Below are 19,064 nucleotides of genomic sequence, written 5' to 3' on the forward strand. Positions count from 1 at the left end.
CCTCGCCGTGCGCGAGGCGCAAAAAGCCTAGTCGGCGTTCTGCCGGGCGTTGTGCGTGGTCAGGTAGGTAACCAGTCCGTCCACGCCGCCGCGCGCGACGATATCGGCGAACTGCTTGCGATACACCTCGATCAGCCACGCGCCCATCATGTTGATGTCATAGATGCGCCAGCCGGCGGCGGTGCGCTGCAGCCGGTAGTCGATCTGCATCTCGTCGGCGTTGTTGATCACGCGCGTCTGCACCACCACGTCGGTGGCGCCGCTGCCGGCCTTGGCCGGCTGGTAGCGGAACCTGACGCTCTGCTCGCGCAGCTGCGCCAGCGACACCGCATAGCTGCGCACCAGCAGCGTCTCGAACTGCTCGTAAAGCTGCTTCTGCTGCTCCGGCGTCGCGCTGCGCCAGGCGCTGCCGACCGCCAGCCGCGTGGTGCGCTGGAAATCGGCATAAGGCAGGAACTGCTTGCGCACGACCGCGGTGATCTTGGCGAGGTCGCCGGCGCGCGTGTCGGGGTTGGACTGGATCGTGCCGATCACGCCTTCGACCGCCGCCTGCACCAGCTTCTCGGGGCTGGCGGCGGGCTGGACCGCCTGGGCGTGCGCCGTTGCGACCATGACCACCGCCGCAAGCGGCACCAGGGGAAGCAAACCGTAACTCTTCATGGCTCTCGTGCAGGAGGGACAGTGTGGCCGCGCGGGTGGCGCATGGCTGTCAGGCGCGGTTGGCAAGTGCGCGGCCAGTATAGCGGAACACTTCTGCCCTGCTCGGCCCCGCATGCCGCATGCCGCATGCAGCACGCCGCCAGCCGATATACTCGCGGTTCGTGCTCCTTCCCGATCCGCCCATGCTGACTTCGCTGCTGACACGCATCGTCCGGCTCGCCACGGCCCGGCCATGGCGGGTCATCATGCTGGCGGCAGTGCTGACCGCGGCCAGCGGTGTCTACGTGGCGCGCAATTTTGCGATCAACACCGACATCAGCCGCCTGCTTGAATCAGACGCGCCGTGGGCACAACGCAATGCCGCCATCAACGCCGCCTTTGCGCAACGCAGCCAACTGATCCTGGCGGTGGTCCAGGCGCCCGCAGCGGAGCTGGCAGATGCCGCCGCCGATGCGCTGGCCGAGGCGTTGCGCCGCCAACCGGCCCGCTTCACCGCCGTCAGCCAGCCTGGCGGGGGGGCGTTCTTCGCGCGTAACGGGCTGCTGTTCGCCAGTCCGGGCGAAGTCCGCCAGCTGTCGCAGCAACTCGTGCAGGCGCGCCCACTGGTCGGCACGCTGGCGCACGACCCCACGCTGCGTGGCCTCTCGGACACCCTCACCACCACGCTGACGCTGCCGTTGCAGTTGGGCCAGGTCAAGCTTGGCGACATGGCGAAGCTGCTCGGCAGCAGCGCGCAGGCGCTGGACCAGGTGCTGGCCGGCAAGCCGGCGGCGCTGTCGTGGGCCGGACTGGTCGACGACAGCCTCAAGCCCGGGCCGGATGGCCATGCCTACAGCTACGTCGCGGTCAGCCCGGTGCTCGACTACAGCGACCTGCAGGCCGGCGCCGCGGCATCGCGCGCGATTCGGCAGGCGGCCGCCGACCTGCAGCTGGCGCAGCGCTACCAGGCGACGGTGCGGCTGACCGGCCCGCAGGCGCTGGCCGACGATGAATTTGCCTCGGTCAGCGACGGCGCCGCGCTCAACGGCGCGCTGACCGTGCTGGTGGTGGTGCTGATCCTGTGGCTGGCGCTGCGTTCGGCGCGGCTGATCGTGGCCGTACTGGCGAGCCTGTTCGCCGGGCTGCTGATCACCGCGGCGCTGGGGCTGGCCATGGTGGGCGCCTTGAACATGATCTCGGTGGCGTTCGCGGTGCTGTTCGTCGGCCTCGGCGTGGACTTCGGCATCCAGTTCGGCGTGCGCTACCGCGCCGAGCGCCATGACCGCGACCACGCGGTCGAGGCGCTGGGAAGGGCCGCGCATGCGGTCGGCGCGCCGCTGGCGCTGGCCGCGGCCGCGACCGCGGCGGCGTTCTTCTGCTTCCTGCCGACCGATTACCGCGGCGTGGCCGAGCTTGGCCTGATCGCCGGCTTCGGCATGATCATCGCGTTCGCCACCACCTTCACGCTGCTGCCGGCGCTGATCTGCGTGCTGCGGCCCGGCGGCGAGGCCGAGGCGCCCGGCTTTGCCTGGCTGGCGCCGGCGGACCTGTTCTTCGAGCGCTACCGCAAGCCGGTGCTGCTGGTGACGCTGCTGGCCATCCTTGCGGGCGCGCCGCTGCTGCCGGGCCTGCGTTTCGATTTCGACCCGCTGCACCTGAAAGACCCGCAATCGGAATCGATGGCGACGCTGCTGGCGCTGAAAGACGCGCCGCAGGCCGGCACCGAGGACGTCAGCGTGCTGGCGCCGTCGCTGCAGGCGGCGCGCGACAGCGCCGCCCGGCTCGCGGCATTGCCGGAGGTGGCGCGCGCGGTCACGCTGCAGAGCTTTATCCCCGACGACCAGCCGCCCAAGCTGCAGGCCATCGCGCAGGCGTCGGCCGCGCTGATGCCGGCGCTTACGCAGCCGACCGCCACGCCCGCGACCGACACCGCCCGCGTCAATGCGCTGCGCAACGCCGCGCGTCAGCTTTCCATCGCCGCCGACGAGCATCCCGGCCCCGGCGCGGCCCAAGCCGCGCACCTGTCCGCCACGCTGAAAAAACTCGCCGGCGCCAACGCCGCCACGCGCGACCGCGCCGAGCGCGCGATCGCGCTGCCGCTGCAGCTGGGGCTGGCCCGGCTCAGGCTCGCGCTCGGCCCGCAGCCGGTCAGCCGCGAAATGCTGCCGCCGGATCTGGTGCGCGACTGGATCGCGCCCGATGGCCGCGCGCTGGTCAGCGTCAGCCCGAAGCTGCCCCCTGCCGGCAGCGCGCAGCGCGAAGCCGCGCTGGACCGCTTTATCGCCGCGGTGCAGCGCGTGGAGCCTGCCGCCACCGGCGGGCCTATCGCCGTGCGCGGTTCGGCCGACACCATCATGACGGCGTTCGGGCAGGCCGGCGCCTGGGCGGTGCTGTCGATCACGCTGCTGTTGTGGATCACGCTGCGCCGCTTCGGCGATGTGCTGCGCACCCTGGTGCCGCTGCTGGTGTCGGCCATCGTCACGCTGGAACTGTGCGTGGTGTTCGGCATTGCGCTGAATTTCGCCAATGTGATCGCGCTGCCGCTGCTGCTGGGCATCGGCGTGGCCTTCAAGATCTACTACGTGATCGCCTGGCGGCACGGCAAGACCAAGCTGCTGCAATCGAGCCTGACGCATGCGGTGCTGTACAGCGCGGCCACCACCGCCACCGCCTTCGGCAGCCTGTGGCTGTCGCACCATCCCGGCACTGCCAGCATGGGCAAGTTGCTGGCGCTGGCGCTGGCGTGCACGCTGGTGGGCGCAGTGTTCTTCCAGCCGATCCTGATGGGCCGGCCGCGCGAAGACGCGCATCCCGGCCAGGACCAACCCGCCGCGCCGTCCCCCTGAGCCGGCACGATTTTTCGCACGATGCCTTCCCGCACCCGCCCGCGCACGCCTGCCCTCTGCCTTGCCACCACAGCCGCTGCCGCGGCCCTGCTCGCGGGCTGCGCCACCGGCCCGCAGGCCAACCCCGACGATCCGCTCGAACCGATGAACCGCGCCGTGTTCACGGTCAACGACAAGCTCGACCAGTACGTGGCCAAGCCGGTCGCGCAGGGCTACAAGGCCGTCACGCCGGAGCCGGTGCGCACCGCCGTCAGCCATTTCTTCTCGAATCTCGCGGACGTGGGCAACTTTGCCAACAACCTGCTGCAGGGCAAGGGCGTGGCTGCGGCGGAAAGCTTTATGCGGGTCGCGGTCAATTCCGTGCTCGGGCTGGGCGGGCTCATCGATATCGCCACGCCGGCCGGGCTGGAAAAGCGTTCGCAGGATTTCGGGCTGACGCTGGGCACGTGGGGCGTGCCTTCGGGGCCGTACCTGGTGCTTCCGCTGTTCGGCCCGAGTTCGTTTCGCGACGGCGTGGGGCTGTACGTGAATTTCCAGTTTGACCCCATCACCTATGCCGAGCCGGCGGTGCGCAACTCGCTGTTTGGCGCCAACGTGGTCGACGTGCGCGCCAACCTGCTGGGCGCGACCGACCTGCTGGCGCTGGCGGCGCTGGACAAGTACTCGTTCGTGCGCGACGCCTACCTGCAGCGCAGGCGCTATCTGCTGGGCGCAGACACGGCGCTGCCGGACTACGGCGACGAGGACGAGGACGAGAACGAGGGCAACGAGCCGGCCGCGCCGTCGGCACCGGCTGCTGCACCGGTTCCCACGCAGCCGGCGGCGCCGCGTTGAAGCGGCGCCCGCGCCCCGATCAGCTGCCGATACCCAGCAGCACCACTTCGAACGTCAGCGTCGCGTTCGGCGGGATCGTGCCCGGCACGCCGCGCGCGCCGTAGGCCGTCGAGGCCGGGCAGGTCAGCCTGGCCTTGCCGCCCACCTGCATCGCCTGCACGCCTTCGGTCCAGCACGGGATCACGCGATTGAGCGGGAACGAGATCGGCTGGCCGCGCTTGTACGAACTGTCGAACTCGGTGCCGTCGGCAAGCGTGCCGCGGTAGTGGACCTGCACCGAGTCGGTGGCCTTGGGCGAAGCGCCGGTGCCCTTGACCAGGTGCTGGATGGTCATGCCCGAAGGCAGCGTCTGCGGCGCCGCAGGAGCGGCGGGGGCGGCGGGCGCGGAAGCCGCCGGACCCGCGGCCATGGCAGAGGCAGCGGCGCAGGCAAGGGTCAGGGAGCCGACAAGAAGCGCGAGAGTTTTCATGGGGAAGGCCATCGTGTTGTCGTGGCGTGGAGGTGAATGGGGTACGGCAGTGTAACTTAGGCCGGCATCCCGCTTGCCCGCCAGCGCCCTCCTCAGCGCCCCATAACGCACAGGCGGCTTGCGCCATGCGGCGTATGCGGCGTATGCCCCGGATTGCGACACGGGGTCCGTTGCATGCACCGTTTTGCGGTCTACGATGATTCTGACAGTCCCGGCGTCGGCCGGGCCGCACGGAGGATGCCATGGCATTGACGGACTCAAGGGATCTCGCGGTCTCCACCCAAAACGCGCGCTCGGTCGAGCTGTACGAGACCGCCCTGCGCCTGCTGAACGGCTACTACGGCGACCCGCTCGGCGTCATCGACACCGCGCTCGACGCCGATCCCGGCTTCGCCATGGGCCATGCCTTGCGCGCCGGCCTGATGCTGACCGCCGGCGACGGCACCGCCGAGCCCATGCTGCGCGACAGCGTCGAAGCCGGCGAGGCGCTCGCCGGGCTGAACGAGCGCGAGCAGCGCCACCTGGCCGCGGCGCGCGCGTGGCTGGACGGCGAGTTCGACCGCTCGCTGCGGCTGTACGGCGATATCGTGGTCGACTATCCGCGCGACCTGCTGGCGATCCAGGTGGCGCACCTGGGCGACTTCCTGCTGGGGCAGTCGTCGATGCTGCGCGACCGCGTCGCGCAGGCGCTGCCGCACTGGGACGACGGCATGCCGGGCTACGGCTACCTGCTCGGCATGCATGCCTTCGGGCTGGAAGAAACCCAGCTCTACGGCCGCGCCGAGGAAAGCGGCCGGCGCGCGCTCGAACTGAACCCGCGCGACCCGTGGGCGGTGCACGCGGTGGCGCACGTGATGGAGATGCAGGGCCGGCTGGACGACGGCATCGCCTGGCTGGATGCACGCCGCGACGACTGGTCCGAGGACAACATGCTGGCCGTGCACAACTGGTGGCACCTGGCCTTGTTCCAGCTCGAAGCCGGCAACACCGACGACGTGCTGGCGCTGTACGACCGCGAGATCAGCCGCCCGGCGCCGGCGATCGCGCTGGACCTGGTGGATGCCTCCGCGCTGCTGTGGCGGCTGCGCCTGCGCGGCGTCGACGTGGGCACGCGCTGGCCGCCCGTGGCGGACGACTGGCTGGGCCGCGGCGCGGCCGGCTACTACGCCTTCAACGACGTCCACGCCGTGATGGCGAGCCTGGGTGCACAGCGGCCTGCGGCCGTCGACCAGCTGCGTGCCGCGCTCGAGCGCGCCGCGCTGGGCAACGGCACCAACGCCATGATGGCGCGCGACGTGGGCCTGCCGGTGGCCGATGCGCTGATCGCGTTCGAACAGGGCGACTACGCCGGGGCGATCGACCTGCTGCTGCCGGTGCGGCTGATCGCCCATCGCTTCGGCGGCAGCCATGCGCAGCGCGACGTGATCGGCCTGACGCTGCTCGAGTCGGCGCTGCGTGCCGGGCGCCGCAACCTGGCCATTGCGCTGACGGCCGAGCGTGCCGCGCTCAAGCCCATGAGCCCGAGCCTGCACCGGCTGGTGCAGCGCGCGGACAGCTGCCGGCCATGATGTGGCCATAAAGCGGACCTGCGAGGCGGTCCAGCGCCGCCTATACTGCACCTGACCCAGCACCTGACCCAGCACCCTGCGCAGCACCTGACCGGAGACCGCCCCATGCCGAACCGCTTCCGCTCGCTGATCCTCGCCGCCAGCGCCACGCTGGCGCTGGCCGCTGTACCGGCCCTGGCCCACCACGGCTGGTCGACCTACGACGAAACCAAGCCCATGACGCTGACCGGCAAGATCGTCGAGAGCCATTACGAGAACCCGCACGCGCACATCCGCATCGATGCGGGCGGCAAGCGCTGGCTGGCCATCCTCGCGCCGGTGTCGCGCATGGAAGCGCGCGGCGCCACCGCCGACAAGGTCGCCGTGGGCCGCGAGGTCACGCTGGTCGGCTACGCCAGCAAGGAAAAGGCCGACGAGCTGCGCGCCGAGCGCATCACCATGGACGGCAAGACCGTCGAGCTGCGCTGAGCCGCCACGCGCCATGGCGGCACTGCTGGCGCAATGGAGCGAGTGGGCCGCCGGCCTGGCGCGGCTGCCGTTCTCGGCATCGCTGCGCGCCTCGGCGTGGGCCTACCCGGCAGTGGAGATCGTCCATCTAGCCGGCATGGCGCTGCTGTTCGGCTCCATCGTCGTGGTCGACATGCGCCTGGCCGGGCTTGGGCGCCGGCTGCCGGTCAGCCTGCTGCTGCGCCATGCACTGCCGTTCACGGTAGCGGCCTTTGTCGCCGTCGCCGCCAGCGGCGTGCTGCTGTTCATGGCGCATGCGGACGAACTGGCCACCAATCCCGCCTTCCTCGCCAAGCTGTGCCTGGTCGCGCTGGCGCTGCTCAACGTCGCGTGGTTCCACACCGTGCCGTACCGGCGGCTGCATGACAGCCGGCTCGGCTGGGACGTGGAGCGCGCGCCGCCGGCCGGCGCGCGCATCAGTGCCGTCGTGTCGGTGGTGATGTGGGTGCTGGTGATCTGTGCCGGGCGCCTGATCGCCTACGTTTGAGGAAACGCACCGCGCGCCGGCTGGCGCGGGAACGGCACCGCCGGCAACCGGCCGGGGATGCGGCCCGGATCAGCTCATCGCAGGCGACAGCATGCCCAGCGCCGCGACCAGCGCCAGCACCGCCGAGCCCGCGGCCGCCTCCAGCGCCACGCTGCGCCGCAGCGCGCGCGCCGCCAAGGCAGGCTGGCCCGCTCGCAATGCCTGCGCCAGCCGCGGCGCGTGGCGGAAGCGATTGGCCGCGGCCAGCGCCAGCATCGACATGAACAGCGCGAGCTTGGCGGCCAGCAGGCCACCGTATGCGGTGAGCGGGAAGTCCCGCAGCCCGGCCCCGACGACGAAGCCGTAGTTCAGCGCGCCGGTCAGCACCAGCGTGACGACGATGCCGGTGCCGAGTCTGGCGAAGCCGTTGGCCGTGCGGCTGAGCAGCGACAACGCGGCGGCATCGGATCGCGGCCGTGCCCGCGACAGCAGCACGAAGGCGGCCAGCGCACCGGCCCACGCACCCGCGGCAAGCAGGTGCGCCGTGTCGGCAGCCAGGTGCACGTAATGGCCGAGGCCCTCGCTCATCGCGCCGTGGCCGCCCCAGGGCAGCGATGCCAGCGCCGCCGCCGACAGTGTTGCCAGCAATACGGCCTGCGCCACGGGCCGCGCGCGCAGCGCCAGCACCGCTGGCAGGCACAGCACCAGCGCCGCCACGCGCACCGACCAGGCCATGCCATACGCCGTGCCGGTCACGATCATGCCGAAGACATCGCGATCCAGTGCGGCGTACGACGCCGCGCCGCTCATCGTCCTGGCCATCACCACCAGCGCCGCCAGCGACAGCACGGCGCCGGCCAGCGCGCAACCTAGCGCAATGGCGCGGCACTGCGCGGCGAAGCGCGCACCGTGTTCATCGCGCCGCAGCCCGGTCAGGCAGAACAGCGGCAGGCCGAATGCCAGGCCCAGGACGACATAGAGCGCCAGGCGCAGCGCCACGGCGAGCCAGTCCATGGCCCGCCATCACTTGACGGTGAAGGAGAAATTGCCGGTGACGGGATGCGTGTCGGCCGACACGGCGCGCCATTCGACGCGGTAGCTGCCCGCGGGCAGCGGCTGCGCCGGCGTGATCACCATGGCCTTGGGATCGCTGCTGGCGGACACGCGAGCGGCCATCTTCATCGGCGCATGGTTGGCCATGCCGGGCATGCCGGTCATCACCAGGTTGGCGCCGGAGAACTGCGTGACGAGGTCTTCCGAGAAGGTCAGCTCGATCTTCTGCGGCGCGGCCACCTCGGCCTTGTCGGCGGGCGAGGATGTGACCAGCCTGGGATGCGCGAGGGCTGCGCTGCTGGCCAGCGCGGCCGCGGCGGCAATGGTGGCGATCAGGGGGCGCTTGATTCGCATGGCTGTGCTCCGTATTGGTAGTAAGAAAGAAAAATGGCGGCCGCTCAGAACCACATGCGCACGCCGGCCACGAAGCGCGTCTCGCCGGCGCGGCCGCCGGCGGTGCGGATCATGTCCGCCGTGTTGCCGAAGGCCTGGTAGCGCTCGACGCCGATATAGGGCGCGAACTGGCGGCTGAACTCATAGCGCAGGCGCACGCCCACGGTGCCGCTGGACAGGCCGCTGCCGATGCCGGTTTCGGGATCGTTCTTGCCGTACAGGTTCGCTTCGATGCGCGGCTGCAGGATCAGGCGCTGCGTCAGCAGCAGCTCGTACTCGGCGGCAAGCCGCAGCGCGGTGCGGCCGCTGGTGCCGACGTAGGCGGTGGCGTCGACCTCGAACCAGTACGGCGCCAGCCCCTGGATGCCGAATGCCAGCCAGTTGCGCGCGGGACGGCCGCTGCCGGCATCGTTGCGCAGGCCCAGCTGGGTATCCCAGTAGCTGGCCACGGCATGGCCCCATAGCAGTTCGGTGCGGGCCTCATGCATCTTTCCCTGCGCGGCCTCGCCTTCGGCCTTCAGCACGAGCTTGTCGTAGCTGTTGCCGAACCACGCCTGGACCTCGTAGGCCGCGGCGTTTTCGCCGCTGGCGTGGGCCCACTCCAGGCGGTCGACCAGCACCGAGGCGAACAGGTGCTCGTCGGCCATCATCAGCTGGCGCTTGTCGCCCAGCGCGTACTTGCCGACACCGAGCTGGTAGCCGCCGGAATACGCGTGCGGATCGCGCGCATCGGGCGGGGCGCTGCCGCCCTGCATCTTCATGTCGCCGTGGTCCATCGCGCCGGATGGCTGCATGGGCTGCATGGGCTGCATGGGTTCCATCGGCTGCATCGGCTGCATCGGCTCCATGCCTTGCATCGGGGAGACGTCCTGCGCCGGCACATCATGCCCCTGATGCCCCTGATGCTCCTGATGCCCCTGATGGCCATGCGCGTGCTGTTCCTGTGCCGACGCGGCGCCCAGCGCCGCCAGTGCCAGCACGGCGGCCGCGACGCGGGTGGCGGGCCCGGCCAGCGAGCGGGAAGCCTTCTTCATTGCCGTCATCACGCCACCACCACTTCGCGGAACATGCCCGCATCCATATGCATCATCAGGTGGCAATGCCAGGCCCAGCGTCCCAGCGCGTCGGCGGTGACGAGAAAGCTGATGCGCTGCGCCGGCTGCACGGGGATGGTGTGGCGCCGCGCCTGGAAGCTGCCGTCCGGCGCTTCCAGTTCGCTCCACATGCCGTGCAGGTGCATGGGGTGGGTCATCATGGTGTCGTTGTGCAGGATCACGCGCAGCCGTTCTCCGTACTTGAAATAAACCGGCGTCGACTTGCCGAACTCCACGCCGTCGAACGACCACGTGTAGCGTTCCATGTTGCCGGTCAGGTGCAGCTCGATCTCGCGGCCCGGGCCGCGCGGGTCCATCGGGCCGCCGATGGTGTGCTGGTCGGCCAGCGTCAGCACGCGCCGGCCGTTGTTGCGCAGGCCGATGCCGGGGTCGTCGAGGTTGGTGCGCGCCATGTCGACGCGCATGTCGGTGCCGGCGCCGTACTCGGTGCGGGCATGGCGCGCAACCTTGCTCGGCACCTTGAGGGACGGCTCGGCCGCCATCGCCGCCATGCCGTGCTGGCCATGATCCATGCCGTGCTGGCCATGATCCATGCCGTGCTGGCTGTGGTCCATGCCATGCGCGCCGCCATGGCCCATACCACCCATGCCACCCATGCCACCCATCATGTCCGTCATGCTCAGCCACTCCGGCTTGTCGGGCGCGGGCACCGGCGCCGACAGGCCTTCGCGCACGGCCAGCGTGCCGCGCGCATAGCCGGTGCGCTCCATCGCCTGCGCGAAGACGGTGTAGGCGTCGTCCTGCGGCGCGACCACGACGTCGCAGGTCTCGCCAGGGCCGAAGCGGAATTCGTCGACGGTCACCGGCTCCAGGTCCTGCCCGTCGACCTGCACCACGCGCAGCTTCAGCCCCGGAATGCGCACGTCGTAGAAGGTATTGCCCGAGCCGTTGATGAAGCGCAGCCGCACGGTCTCACCGCGGCGGAACAGCCCGGTCCAGTTGCCGGCCGGCGTGAGGCCGTTGGTCAGGTAGGTCAGCGTGGCGCCCGACAGGTCCGCAAGATCGGTCGGGCTCATCCGCATCTGGTTCCACATGCGGCGCTTGTCCAGCGCCTGCTTCAGCCCGTCGCGCGCCGCGTCGCGGAAGAAATCGGCGGCGGTAGGCTGGTTGTAGTTGTAGTAGTCGCTCTGCACCTTGAGCTTGGTCAGCACCCGCATCGGGTCTTCGTCGGTCCAGTCGGACAGCAGCACGGTGTAGTCGCGGTCGGCATGTCCGTGCGCGCGGCCTTCGGCCGGGTCGATGACGATGCCGCCGTAGACCCCGGTCATCTCCTGGAAACCGGAGTGCGAGTGATACCAGTAGCTGCCCTGCTGCGCGACCTTGAAGCGGTAGGTGAAGGTCTCCCCCGGGGCGATGCCGGCAAAGCTGATGCCCGGCACGCCGTCCATCTCGAACGGCAGGATGATGCCGTGCCAGTGGATCGAGGTCGCCTCGCGCAGCCGGTTGGTGACGCGGATGGTGACCGTGTCGCCTTCGCGCCAGCGCAGCGTCGGGCCCGGCAGCATGCCGTTGATGGTGGTCGCCACCGTCGGCTTGCCGGTGAAGTTGACCAGCGACTCGCCGATCACGAGGTCGAACTCGGTGCCGCGCAGCACCGGCGCGGTTCCTGCCGCGGCGGCAGTGGCGCGGGCGGGCGTGCTGGCCAGCGCGCCGGCGCCGCCAAACCCTGCCAGCCCGGCAACCACGCCGCCGGCCACCAGCCCCTGGACGAAGCGGCGGCGTGGCAAGTCGGCAGGCGTGGGCAGCAGGAGGCCCGTAGGTCGGTGGCGTCGCATGGCGTCAGGTTGTTGATCAAGGCAGGGCAAGCGTAGCCAGCGCCACCCTACCCGCGCCTGACCGGAACATGACAATCCGGTAATCTTCCGGTCATGTTCGCGCGCGCGGTACACGCGTAGAGTTGCCGGAACCATCGATGACAAAGGAAGCCAAGGCCAATGAAACTGCTGGTAGTGGAAGACGAGTCCAAGACCGGGGAATACCTGCGCCAGGGCCTGACGGAAGCGGGCTTTGTCGTCGACCTCGTGCACAACGGGCTGGACGGCCAGCACCTGGCCATGAGCGAGCCCTACGACCTCGTCATCCTCGACGTGATGCTGCCCGACATGGACGGCTGGCGCATCGTGCAGGCGCTGCGCGCCGCCGAAAACGCCGTGCCGGTGCTGTTCCTGACCGCGCGCGACAGCGTGGCCGACCGCGTCAAGGGCCTGGAGCTGGGCGCCGACGACTACCTGGTCAAGCCCTTCGCCTTCTCCGAACTGCTGGCGCGCGTACGCACCCTGCTGCGGCGCGGCACGGCGCAGATGGCGCTCGATCGGATCCAGGTGGCCGATCTTGTACTCGACCTGGGCCGCCGGCGCGCCACCCGGGCCGGGCGCCGCATCACGCTGACCAGCAAGGAGTTCGCGCTGCTCGAGCTGCTGGCGCGGCGCCGCGGCGAAGTGCTGCCGCGCTCGCTGATCGCCTCGCAGGTGTGGGACATGAACTTTGACAGCGACAGCAACGTGATCGACGTGGCCATCCGCCGCCTGCGCGCCAAGATCGACGACGGCTTCGCGCCCCGGCTGATCCAGACCGTGCGCGGCATGGGCTATGTGCTGGAAGAGCCCGACCCGGAGGATGCGGCATGAAGGCCCGGCTGTCGCTGACGGCGCGGCTCACGATCCTGTTTTCGCTGTCGTCGGCGGCGGTGCTGCTGGGGCTGGGCGTGCTGATCTGGCTGGCGATGGACAGCCATTTCGCCGACGAGGACTATGCCGTGCTGGGCGACAACGTGCGCCTGGTCCGCCAGATCGCGGCCGAAGGCCCGGTGGCGTCGCTGCCGCAGCGGCTGGGACAGGCGCTGGAGCACCATCCCGGCTTCGTCGCCGAGGTGCGCAACGCAGATGGCCAACGCGTGTACGCCACGCATGGTTTCGATTTCGGCACCGCGCAGGCCACGGCCGCGGCGCTGCCGGCGGATCGCGATACCTTCGCCTGGGAGCAGCGCGGGCAGGCCTACCGCGGCTTGCGCGCCGTGGCGCAGGTGCCGGGCGCCGGCGCGCTGCGCATCGTGGTCGGCATGGACACCGCACTGCACGCCCACTTCATGCAGGCGTTCCGCCAGTCGCTGGCCTTCTACACCGCGCTGGCCGCGCTGGCCAGCGGCCTGCTGGGCTGGTGGGCGGCGCGCCGCGGGCTGGCGCCGCTGCGCACCATGGCATCGCGCGCGCGCACGGTCACCGCGCACAAGCTCGACGAGCGCATGCCGGTGGAGGCGGTGCCGGTGGAAATGGCCGACCTGGCCGCCACGCTCAACGCCATGCTCGCGCGGCTGCAGGACGACTTCAGGCGCCTGTCGGAATTCTCGTCGGACCTGGCCCATGAGTTGCGCACGCCCATCACCAACCTGATGACGCAGACCGACGTGGTGCTGTCGCAGCCGCGCGATGCGGCCAAGTACCGCGAGGTGCTGGCGTCCAACGCCGAGGAGCTGCAGCGGCTCTCGCGCATGGTGTCCGACATGCTCTTCCTGGCCAAGATGGAACACGGCATCACGCTGCCCAGCGCGGAGCGCATCGCGGTCGAAGAGGAAGTCGCGGCGCTGTTCGACTTCTACGATGCGCTGGCCGAGGACAAGGGCGTGCAGCTGCGGCAGCACGGCAGCGGCCGCATCACCGGCGACCGGCTGATGGTGCGGCGCGCGCTCAGCAACGTGCTGTCCAACGCACTGCGGCACGCCGCCGCGGGCAAGCCGGTCATGGTGACGATCGTGCCGCGCGCCGGCGCGCAGGAAGGGACGGAGGCGGTGGAGGCGATGGAGGCCCTGGATATCGTGGTCGAAAACGAAGGCGAAACCATTCCGCCCGAATTCCTGCCGTCGCTGTTCGACCGCTTTTCACGCGCCGACAAGTCGCGCGCGCGTCCGGATTCGGACGGCACCGGGCTGGGCCTGGCGATCACGCAGGCGATCATGGCCGCGCACGGCGGCGCCATCGCCGCCGAGTCGGCCGCGGGCAGGACGCGCTTCGTGCTGACGTTCCGCGCGCGGCGCGAACCGGACACCTTGCGGGCGTGATGCCCGCAGGCCGCACGGCGCGCGAAAAAAGCCGCCCAAGCCAGTAAGGCCGTTGGGGGAGCTGGCAAGGGCGCAAAGACCGCCGGATGCGGCTCCAGCGGCGGCTCCGATGCTACGCAACTCCACTCTTTTCGAATGGCAACAATTGTGTCGGCGGACTCCACCTTGCTGTCATGGGCCGCACTTAACCGGTTGGCAGTTCGATCCGGAATGTTGCGCCGGCACCTGCCGCGCTTTGCACCGTGACCTTGCCGCCATGCCGCTCGGCCACTGCGCGCACCAGCACCAGGCCCAGCCCCGTGCCGTCCGGCGCGCCCTGCCGGCCCTCGTGCAGGCGCACGAAGGGCTCGAACAGGCGCGCCTGGTCGGCCTCGTCGATACCGGGGCCATGGTCCTGCACCGCAATCACGAAATGCTCGCCTGCGTGCGTCAGCGTCACCGCCACCTCGGCACCGTGCGGGCTGAACTTGATGGCATTGCTGACCACGTTGGCGATGGCCCGCACCAGCAGCGAGGGCTCGCCGCGCAGCACGGCGGGCTCGTCGGGCAGGTCGACCTGCAGCGACACGCTGCGGGCGTTGGCCAGCGCCCACAGCTGGTCGGTGGCATCCAGCACCAGGCCGCCGAGCTCGACTTCGGTAAAGGCCAGCGACTGCGACTCGGCGCGCGCCACGCTGATGAAATCGTCGGCCAGCGTCATGGTGCGGCGCGCGTGGGCGGCGATGCGGTGCAGCACGGCGCTGTTGCTGTCGCCAGCATCGCCGGCGTCGCCGCGGGCACGGCGCTCGTGCAGCTCGATCAGCGCCAGGATCGATGCCTGCGGCGAACGCATGTCATGCGACAGGAAGCGCAGCATCTGCTCGCGCTGGCGCTCGGCCACGCGGATCGCCGTGATGTCGGTGACGCTGACGATCAGCCCCGCCACCGCGCCGGACTCCCCGTGCAGCGGCGCGCCGTGCAGCAGGTAGCGGCGGTCGCCGCGGCCCGCAACCTCGATGCCGCCCTCGGGGACCGGATCCTGCACGGGACGGACCCCGGCGTGGCGGCCATGCAGCGCATGCCAGTACGCCAGCGCGGGCGCCGGCGCGGGGAACAGCGCCTCGATCACGTCGCGGATCGGCGCACGCGGCTCGCCGGTATCGCCTGCCGCGGCCACGCGCCCGAGCACCGCCGGCGCCAGCGCCACGCAGCGGCGGTTGGCCAGCATCACGCCGCCCGCCAGGTCGCAGATGGCGGTGGCATCGGGCAGGCTTTCCAGCCCGTCGGAGAGGAAACGGCGCATGCCGCGCAGCCTGGCGCTCATGCCATAGACGGCGCGCATGCGGCTGTCCAGCGTGGCGCCGGTGTAGTGCGGCGCCGGCATCAGGCCCGGCTCGCGCTCCAGCCGCGCCAGTTCGTCGGCCAGGAAGCGCAGCGCCGCTTCCTGGCGGCGCCACGCCCACAGCGGATAGAACAGCAGGCAGCCCAGCGCCGCCGCGGCCGGGGCGAACCAGAGCCGTGCCAGGGCCAGCAGCGCCAGCGAGCCGCCCAGCAGGGCCACCAGCAGCAGCCCGGTGGCGACCAGCGCGCCGCGCGGCGGCAGACGCAGCGCGGCCAGCGCCGCCAGCAATACCGCCAGCAGCGTTCCCGCGAGCTGCCAGCCGCGCGGCACGGCCAGGATGGCGTCGCCATCGGTCAGCGCCTGCAGCGTATTGGCCAGGATCTCGACGCCGCTCATGCCGCGGCCGTCGCGCGATACCGGCGTGGGCAGCACGTCGCCCATGCCGGTGGCCATGGCGCCGACCAGCACCGCCTTGCCGGCAAAGCGCGCGGGATCGATGCGGCCTTCCAGCACGTCGCGCGCCGACACGCGCGCAAAGGTGCCGGGCGGGCCGGCGTAGGGGATGCGTACGCGGCCGCTGCGCTGCCAGCCGTTGCTTTCGGTGAGGCGAGCGGCTTCCTGGCGGTAGCTGTCCAGCGCCCGCGGTGCGCGTCCCGGCTCTGCCAGCATGCCGGCCATCACCGCCGCAAGGTGCGGCACCCCCGCGGCCTCGACCGGCTGCGGCCCTTCGCGCAGCCAGACCTGGCGCGCCACGCCGTCGGTATCGACCACCATGTTGATGTGGCCAACCGCGGCGCCGAGGCCGGCCAGCGGGTAGCGCACCAGCATGCCGCCGGTGCCGCCGGTGCTCGGTTCGGCCACCACCGGCAGCACCACGTTGCCCGCCTGCGCCAGGCTGCGCGCCAGCAGCGCGTCGTCCTGCGGATAGCGGGTGTCGCGCTCGGACAGGATCACGTCGACGCCGATCACGCGCGGGCCGCCGGCGGCAATGCGCTCGACCAGCTGCCCCAGCACCGCGCGGCGCCAGGGCCAGCGGCCGATGGCGGTGATGCTGGCGTCGTCGATGGCGACGATGACGATGTCGTCGCGGGCGGGATGGTGCTGGGCGGCGATGGCGGTGTCGTAGGCGGCCAGGTCGGCGCGCTCGGTCCAGCCCTGGCGCGCGGCCAGCAGCGCCAGGACCAGCACTGCCGCGACCAGCACGCACCATTCGGCCAGCGTACGGCGGCCGAAGGCGCGGGCCGGCGCGGCGGGCTCAGTGGAGGCGGATACGGCCACCGCCACCCGTCCCGCCACCCGCCCCACCATCGGTCCCGACACCCGCGCCGATGGCAGCGCCATTGCCATCCATCAGGTAGGTGAAGATCTCGATGCGCTGCGGCGCGGAGAACGCCCCCGTGTCAGGCACGGCCCCCGGCGCCGCGCGGGCGACCCGCACGTAGTAGACGCCCGGCGCCGGGCGCGGCAGCTCGATGGCGTTGGTTTCGGTGTGCTGGTCCACCAGCAGCGTGGCGAAGCCGGCATCGGCCGACAACTGGACCCGGTAGCCGGTGCCCGCGCCACGGTCGGCGGGCCAGCCGACCTGCAGCGTCTTGCCGTCGTCCTGCATCGACGGCACCGGGCCCGGCGGCTCGACGCGATAGGCGACCGGCGCCGACCAGGGGCCGGGCCGGCCCGCGGCGTCGACGCTGCGCACGCGCCACCAGTACTGGCCGGGCGCCTGCGGCTGCGCGCTTGCGGGCTCGGCGGCGGGGTGCAGTGCCACCGCGCCGGCGAAGCCGGCATCGCCGGCCACGGCCAGTTCATAGCTGGCGGCGCCAGGCACCGCCGCCCAGGCGAACGCCACCGTCTCGCCATAGCGCACCGCATCCGCCGCGGGCTGCAGCGTGAACGGCGCCGGCGGGTTCAGCCGCACGGCCACCGGCGCCTGCGCGGCAAGGCCGGTCAGGCGGTTGGCGTCGACGGCGCTGACGGCAAGATAGAGCGTGCCTTCGGGCAGGCCCTCCGGACGCGCGCGGGTGTCGGTGGTGGTGCCGCTCCAGGCCACTTCGGTCAGCGCCGCGTCGCGCGCCACCTTGACGTGGTACGCGCTGGCGCCGGACACCGGCTGCCAGGCGGCGTCGAAGGCCGGGCCCAGCACGGTATCGGCCGGGGGCAGCAACACCGGCGCCGGCAGCAGCGCCACCGGCTGCGACAGCCGGCCGCGGTCGGACACGCCGACACCATAGCCGGCGCTCACTTGCGCCGCCGCCGACATGGCGTGACCGGCGGGTACGGGCCTGGCCGGGCGCGCCGCGCTGACGCCGACGCGGCCTGCCAGCACCTCGCTGCGGCTGCCCGCGGCGTCGGCCGCGACCCGGTAGCTGGTGCCGCGCACGCCCGTGACCATCATCGGCGTATGCAGCTCGAAGCGGCCCACGCCGCTGCCCTCGGGCGCCACGCGGGTATCGGCGCCGCCCTGCTCGATGCGGATCACGGTATCGGTCAGGCCACTGCGCGCGAACGTGCGCAGCCGGCGCACGGCCACCGTGGTATTTGGCGGCAGCGTGATGCGGCTGCGGTCCGGCAGTTCCAGCGTGACCGAGCCGGCCGCCGGGGTCTCGATCCGTGCCGATTCGTCCAGCGACATGCCCACCTGCACCGGCCGGCCGTTGGCGCGCACTTCGCCGTTGACATAGACCACGCGCGCCGACGCGGCCTGCTCGGGGATCTGGCTCAGCGGGATGCGCAGCCGCGAGCCGGGCACGAGCCGGTAAGGGTCCGCCACGCCGTTGAGCCGCTGCAGCGTGCGCCAGCCATCGGCCGACGCCATGTAGCGCTCGGCCAGCCCGATCAGGGTATCGCCCGGCTCCACCAGGTACAGGAAATCGGCGCCCTCCGCGCCCGCCGGCCCGGCCTGGGCCGGACCTGCCACGCCGGCCAACCAGGCCAGCGCAGCCGTGCCAATCCATTTACGCATCCGCGCCGGCCTCGTCAGCTTCCGCTTCGGCAGCGGAAATTTCCTCAAAGCGATAGCCGTGCGAGTACACGGACGTCAGCCGCACGCCGTTTTCGGGGCGCAGCGCCAGCTTCAGCCGCAGCCGCGAGATATGGGTATCGAGCGTGCGCGAGCCGGCGCCCATGGCACGGCCCCAGACCGCCTGCTCCACCACCTCGCGCGCCAGCAGGCGCCCGGTATTGCGGAACAGGAACAGGGCCAGCTCATATTCGCGCGGCGACAGCTGCACGGGCTGGCCGCCAAGGGTGATGGCGCGGGTATGGGGATCGACGGTGTAGTTGCCGCGCCGGATCAGCTCGACTTCCTGCGCGGCCTCCGGATAGGCGCGGCGCAGCAGCGAGCGCACGCGCGCGACCAGTTCGCCGGCACGGATGGGCTTGAGCATGTAGTCGTCGGCGCCGACGCTCAGGCCGGCGACGATGTCGGCCTCGCCGGTACGGCTGGTGACAAACAGGATCGGCGGCATGTTGCCGGACTTCTGCCGCACCCAGCTGACCAGTTCGTAGCCGCTGGTGCCGGGCAGCTGCCAGTCGACCATCAGCAGGTCAAACGCCTGTTCGCGCAGCGCGCGCAGGAAATCGGCGCCATTGGCGAACGATTCGCACTCGAAACCGGCCTCGCCCAAAATCTGCCGGATCAGCTCGGCCTGATCCGGATCGTCCTCCACCGAGGCAATTCTCATCCACTCCCCCCTGCCTACTGCGACTGCCACTGCGACCGCGCGCCGGGCAATACTGACGGCTCTGATATCCACCCTGGCGGGCGCGGCCCATGGTCAATCGCACGGCAAGCGTGGCCGAA

General features: G+C 71.2%; 16 protein-coding genes. 7 read left to right on the plus strand and 9 right to left on the minus strand.

Annotated features, from left to right (window positions below; translation table 11 throughout):
• Window positions 1-27: 27 nt before the first annotated feature.
• On the minus strand, window positions 28-660 hold the full coding sequence (locus JTE92_RS10500) for an MlaC/ttg2D family ABC transporter substrate-binding protein (RefSeq protein ID WP_063237310.1): 633 nt from the start codon (window positions 658-660) through the stop codon (window positions 28-30).
• 182 nt (window positions 661-842) lie between these two features.
• Here JTE92_RS10500 and hpnN point away from each other — a divergent pair, with 182 nt between their 5' ends.
• On the plus strand, window positions 843-3,485 hold the full coding sequence (gene hpnN / locus JTE92_RS10505; protein WP_063237349.1) for a hopanoid transporter HpnN: 2,643 nt from the start codon (window positions 843-845) through the stop codon (window positions 3,483-3,485).
• 21 nt (window positions 3,486-3,506) lie between these two features.
• Window positions 3,507-4,319, plus strand: a complete 813-nt coding sequence (locus JTE92_RS10510; RefSeq protein ID WP_063237311.1) for an MlaA family lipoprotein — start codon at window positions 3,507-3,509, stop codon at window positions 4,317-4,319.
• 19 nt (window positions 4,320-4,338) lie between these two features.
• Here JTE92_RS10510 and JTE92_RS10515 read toward each other — a convergent pair whose 3' ends face one another.
• Window positions 4,339-4,788 (minus strand): FKBP-type peptidyl-prolyl cis-trans isomerase, encoded by a 450-nt coding sequence (locus JTE92_RS10515; protein WP_063237350.1) that lies wholly within the window; start codon window positions 4,786-4,788, stop codon window positions 4,339-4,341.
• Between the two features lie 242 nt (window positions 4,789-5,030).
• Between JTE92_RS10515 and JTE92_RS10520 the strand changes: the two genes are divergently transcribed.
• The 3 genes from JTE92_RS10520 (at window position 5,031) to JTE92_RS10530 (ending at window position 7,350) form a co-directional block, all read left to right on the plus strand.
• On the plus strand, window positions 5,031-6,356 hold the full coding sequence (locus JTE92_RS10520) for a tetratricopeptide repeat protein (RefSeq protein ID WP_063237312.1): 1,326 nt from the start codon (window positions 5,031-5,033) through the stop codon (window positions 6,354-6,356).
• 105 nt (window positions 6,357-6,461) lie between these two features.
• Entirely contained in the window at window positions 6,462-6,824 is a 363-nt protein-coding gene (locus tag JTE92_RS10525; RefSeq protein ID WP_063237313.1) for a DUF6152 family protein, read from the plus strand.
• A gap of 13 nt (window positions 6,825-6,837) precedes the next feature.
• Window positions 6,838-7,350, plus strand: coding sequence for a DUF6644 family protein (locus tag JTE92_RS10530; RefSeq protein WP_063237314.1), 513 nt, complete (start codon window positions 6,838-6,840; stop codon window positions 7,348-7,350).
• 69 nt (window positions 7,351-7,419) lie between these two features.
• Here JTE92_RS10530 and copD read toward each other — a convergent pair whose 3' ends face one another.
• The 4 genes from copD to JTE92_RS10550 are packed head-to-tail and all read right to left on the minus strand — an operon-like array spanning window position 7,420 to window position 11,665.
• Window positions 7,420-8,343, minus strand: coding sequence for a copper homeostasis membrane protein CopD (gene copD / locus JTE92_RS10535; protein WP_063237315.1), 924 nt, complete (start codon window positions 8,341-8,343; stop codon window positions 7,420-7,422).
• Between the two features lie 9 nt (window positions 8,344-8,352).
• On the minus strand, window positions 8,353-8,736 hold the full coding sequence (gene copC / locus JTE92_RS10540; RefSeq protein ID WP_063237316.1) for a copper homeostasis periplasmic binding protein CopC: 384 nt from the start codon (window positions 8,734-8,736) through the stop codon (window positions 8,353-8,355).
• Between the two features lie 44 nt (window positions 8,737-8,780).
• Entirely contained in the window at window positions 8,781-9,809 is a 1,029-nt protein-coding gene (locus JTE92_RS10545; protein WP_063237351.1) for a copper resistance protein B, read from the minus strand.
• 8 nt (window positions 9,810-9,817) lie between these two features.
• The gene (locus JTE92_RS10550) at window positions 9,818-11,665 is read right to left on the minus strand and encodes a copper resistance system multicopper oxidase (RefSeq protein ID WP_063237317.1); all 1,848 of its coding nucleotides are present in this window, start codon (window positions 11,663-11,665) and stop codon (window positions 9,818-9,820) included.
• Window positions 11,666-11,824: 159 nt separating this feature from the next.
• Here JTE92_RS10550 and JTE92_RS10555 point away from each other — a divergent pair, with 159 nt between their 5' ends.
• Window positions 11,825-12,517 carry a heavy metal response regulator transcription factor gene (locus JTE92_RS10555; RefSeq protein WP_063237318.1) on the plus strand — a complete coding sequence of 231 codons (693 nt, stop codon included), beginning with the start codon at window positions 11,825-11,827 and terminating at the stop codon, window positions 12,515-12,517.
• Window positions 12,514-13,944: a heavy metal sensor histidine kinase gene (locus tag JTE92_RS10560; protein WP_063237319.1), complete on the plus strand. Its 1,431-nt coding sequence runs from the start codon at window positions 12,514-12,516 to the stop codon at window positions 13,942-13,944. The genes JTE92_RS10555 and JTE92_RS10560 overlap by 4 nt, the downstream gene beginning before the upstream one ends.
• 184 nt (window positions 13,945-14,128) lie before the next feature.
• Here the strand turns inward: JTE92_RS10560 and JTE92_RS10565 are convergent, their stop codons facing one another.
• The 3 genes from JTE92_RS10565 to JTE92_RS10575 are packed head-to-tail and all read right to left on the minus strand — an operon-like array spanning window position 14,129 to window position 18,945.
• A complete protein-coding gene (locus tag JTE92_RS10565) occupies window positions 14,129-16,573 on the minus strand; it encodes a CHASE2 domain-containing protein (protein WP_084254447.1) in 2,445 nt (814 codons plus the stop codon).
• Window positions 16,521-18,224 (minus strand): FecR family protein, encoded by a 1,704-nt coding sequence (locus tag JTE92_RS10570; RefSeq protein WP_063237320.1) that lies wholly within the window; start codon window positions 18,222-18,224, stop codon window positions 16,521-16,523. Before JTE92_RS10570 ends, JTE92_RS10565 begins: the two co-directional genes overlap by 53 nt.
• Window positions 18,217-18,945: a response regulator transcription factor gene (locus JTE92_RS10575; RefSeq protein ID WP_063237321.1), complete on the minus strand. Its 729-nt coding sequence runs from the start codon at window positions 18,943-18,945 to the stop codon at window positions 18,217-18,219. The genes JTE92_RS10570 and JTE92_RS10575 overlap by 8 nt, the downstream gene beginning before the upstream one ends.
• Window positions 18,946-19,064: the final 119 nt, after the last annotated feature.

This window comes from Cupriavidus oxalaticus, assembly GCF_016894385.1.
Classification (GTDB): Bacteria; Pseudomonadota; Gammaproteobacteria; order Burkholderiales; family Burkholderiaceae; genus Cupriavidus; species Cupriavidus oxalaticus.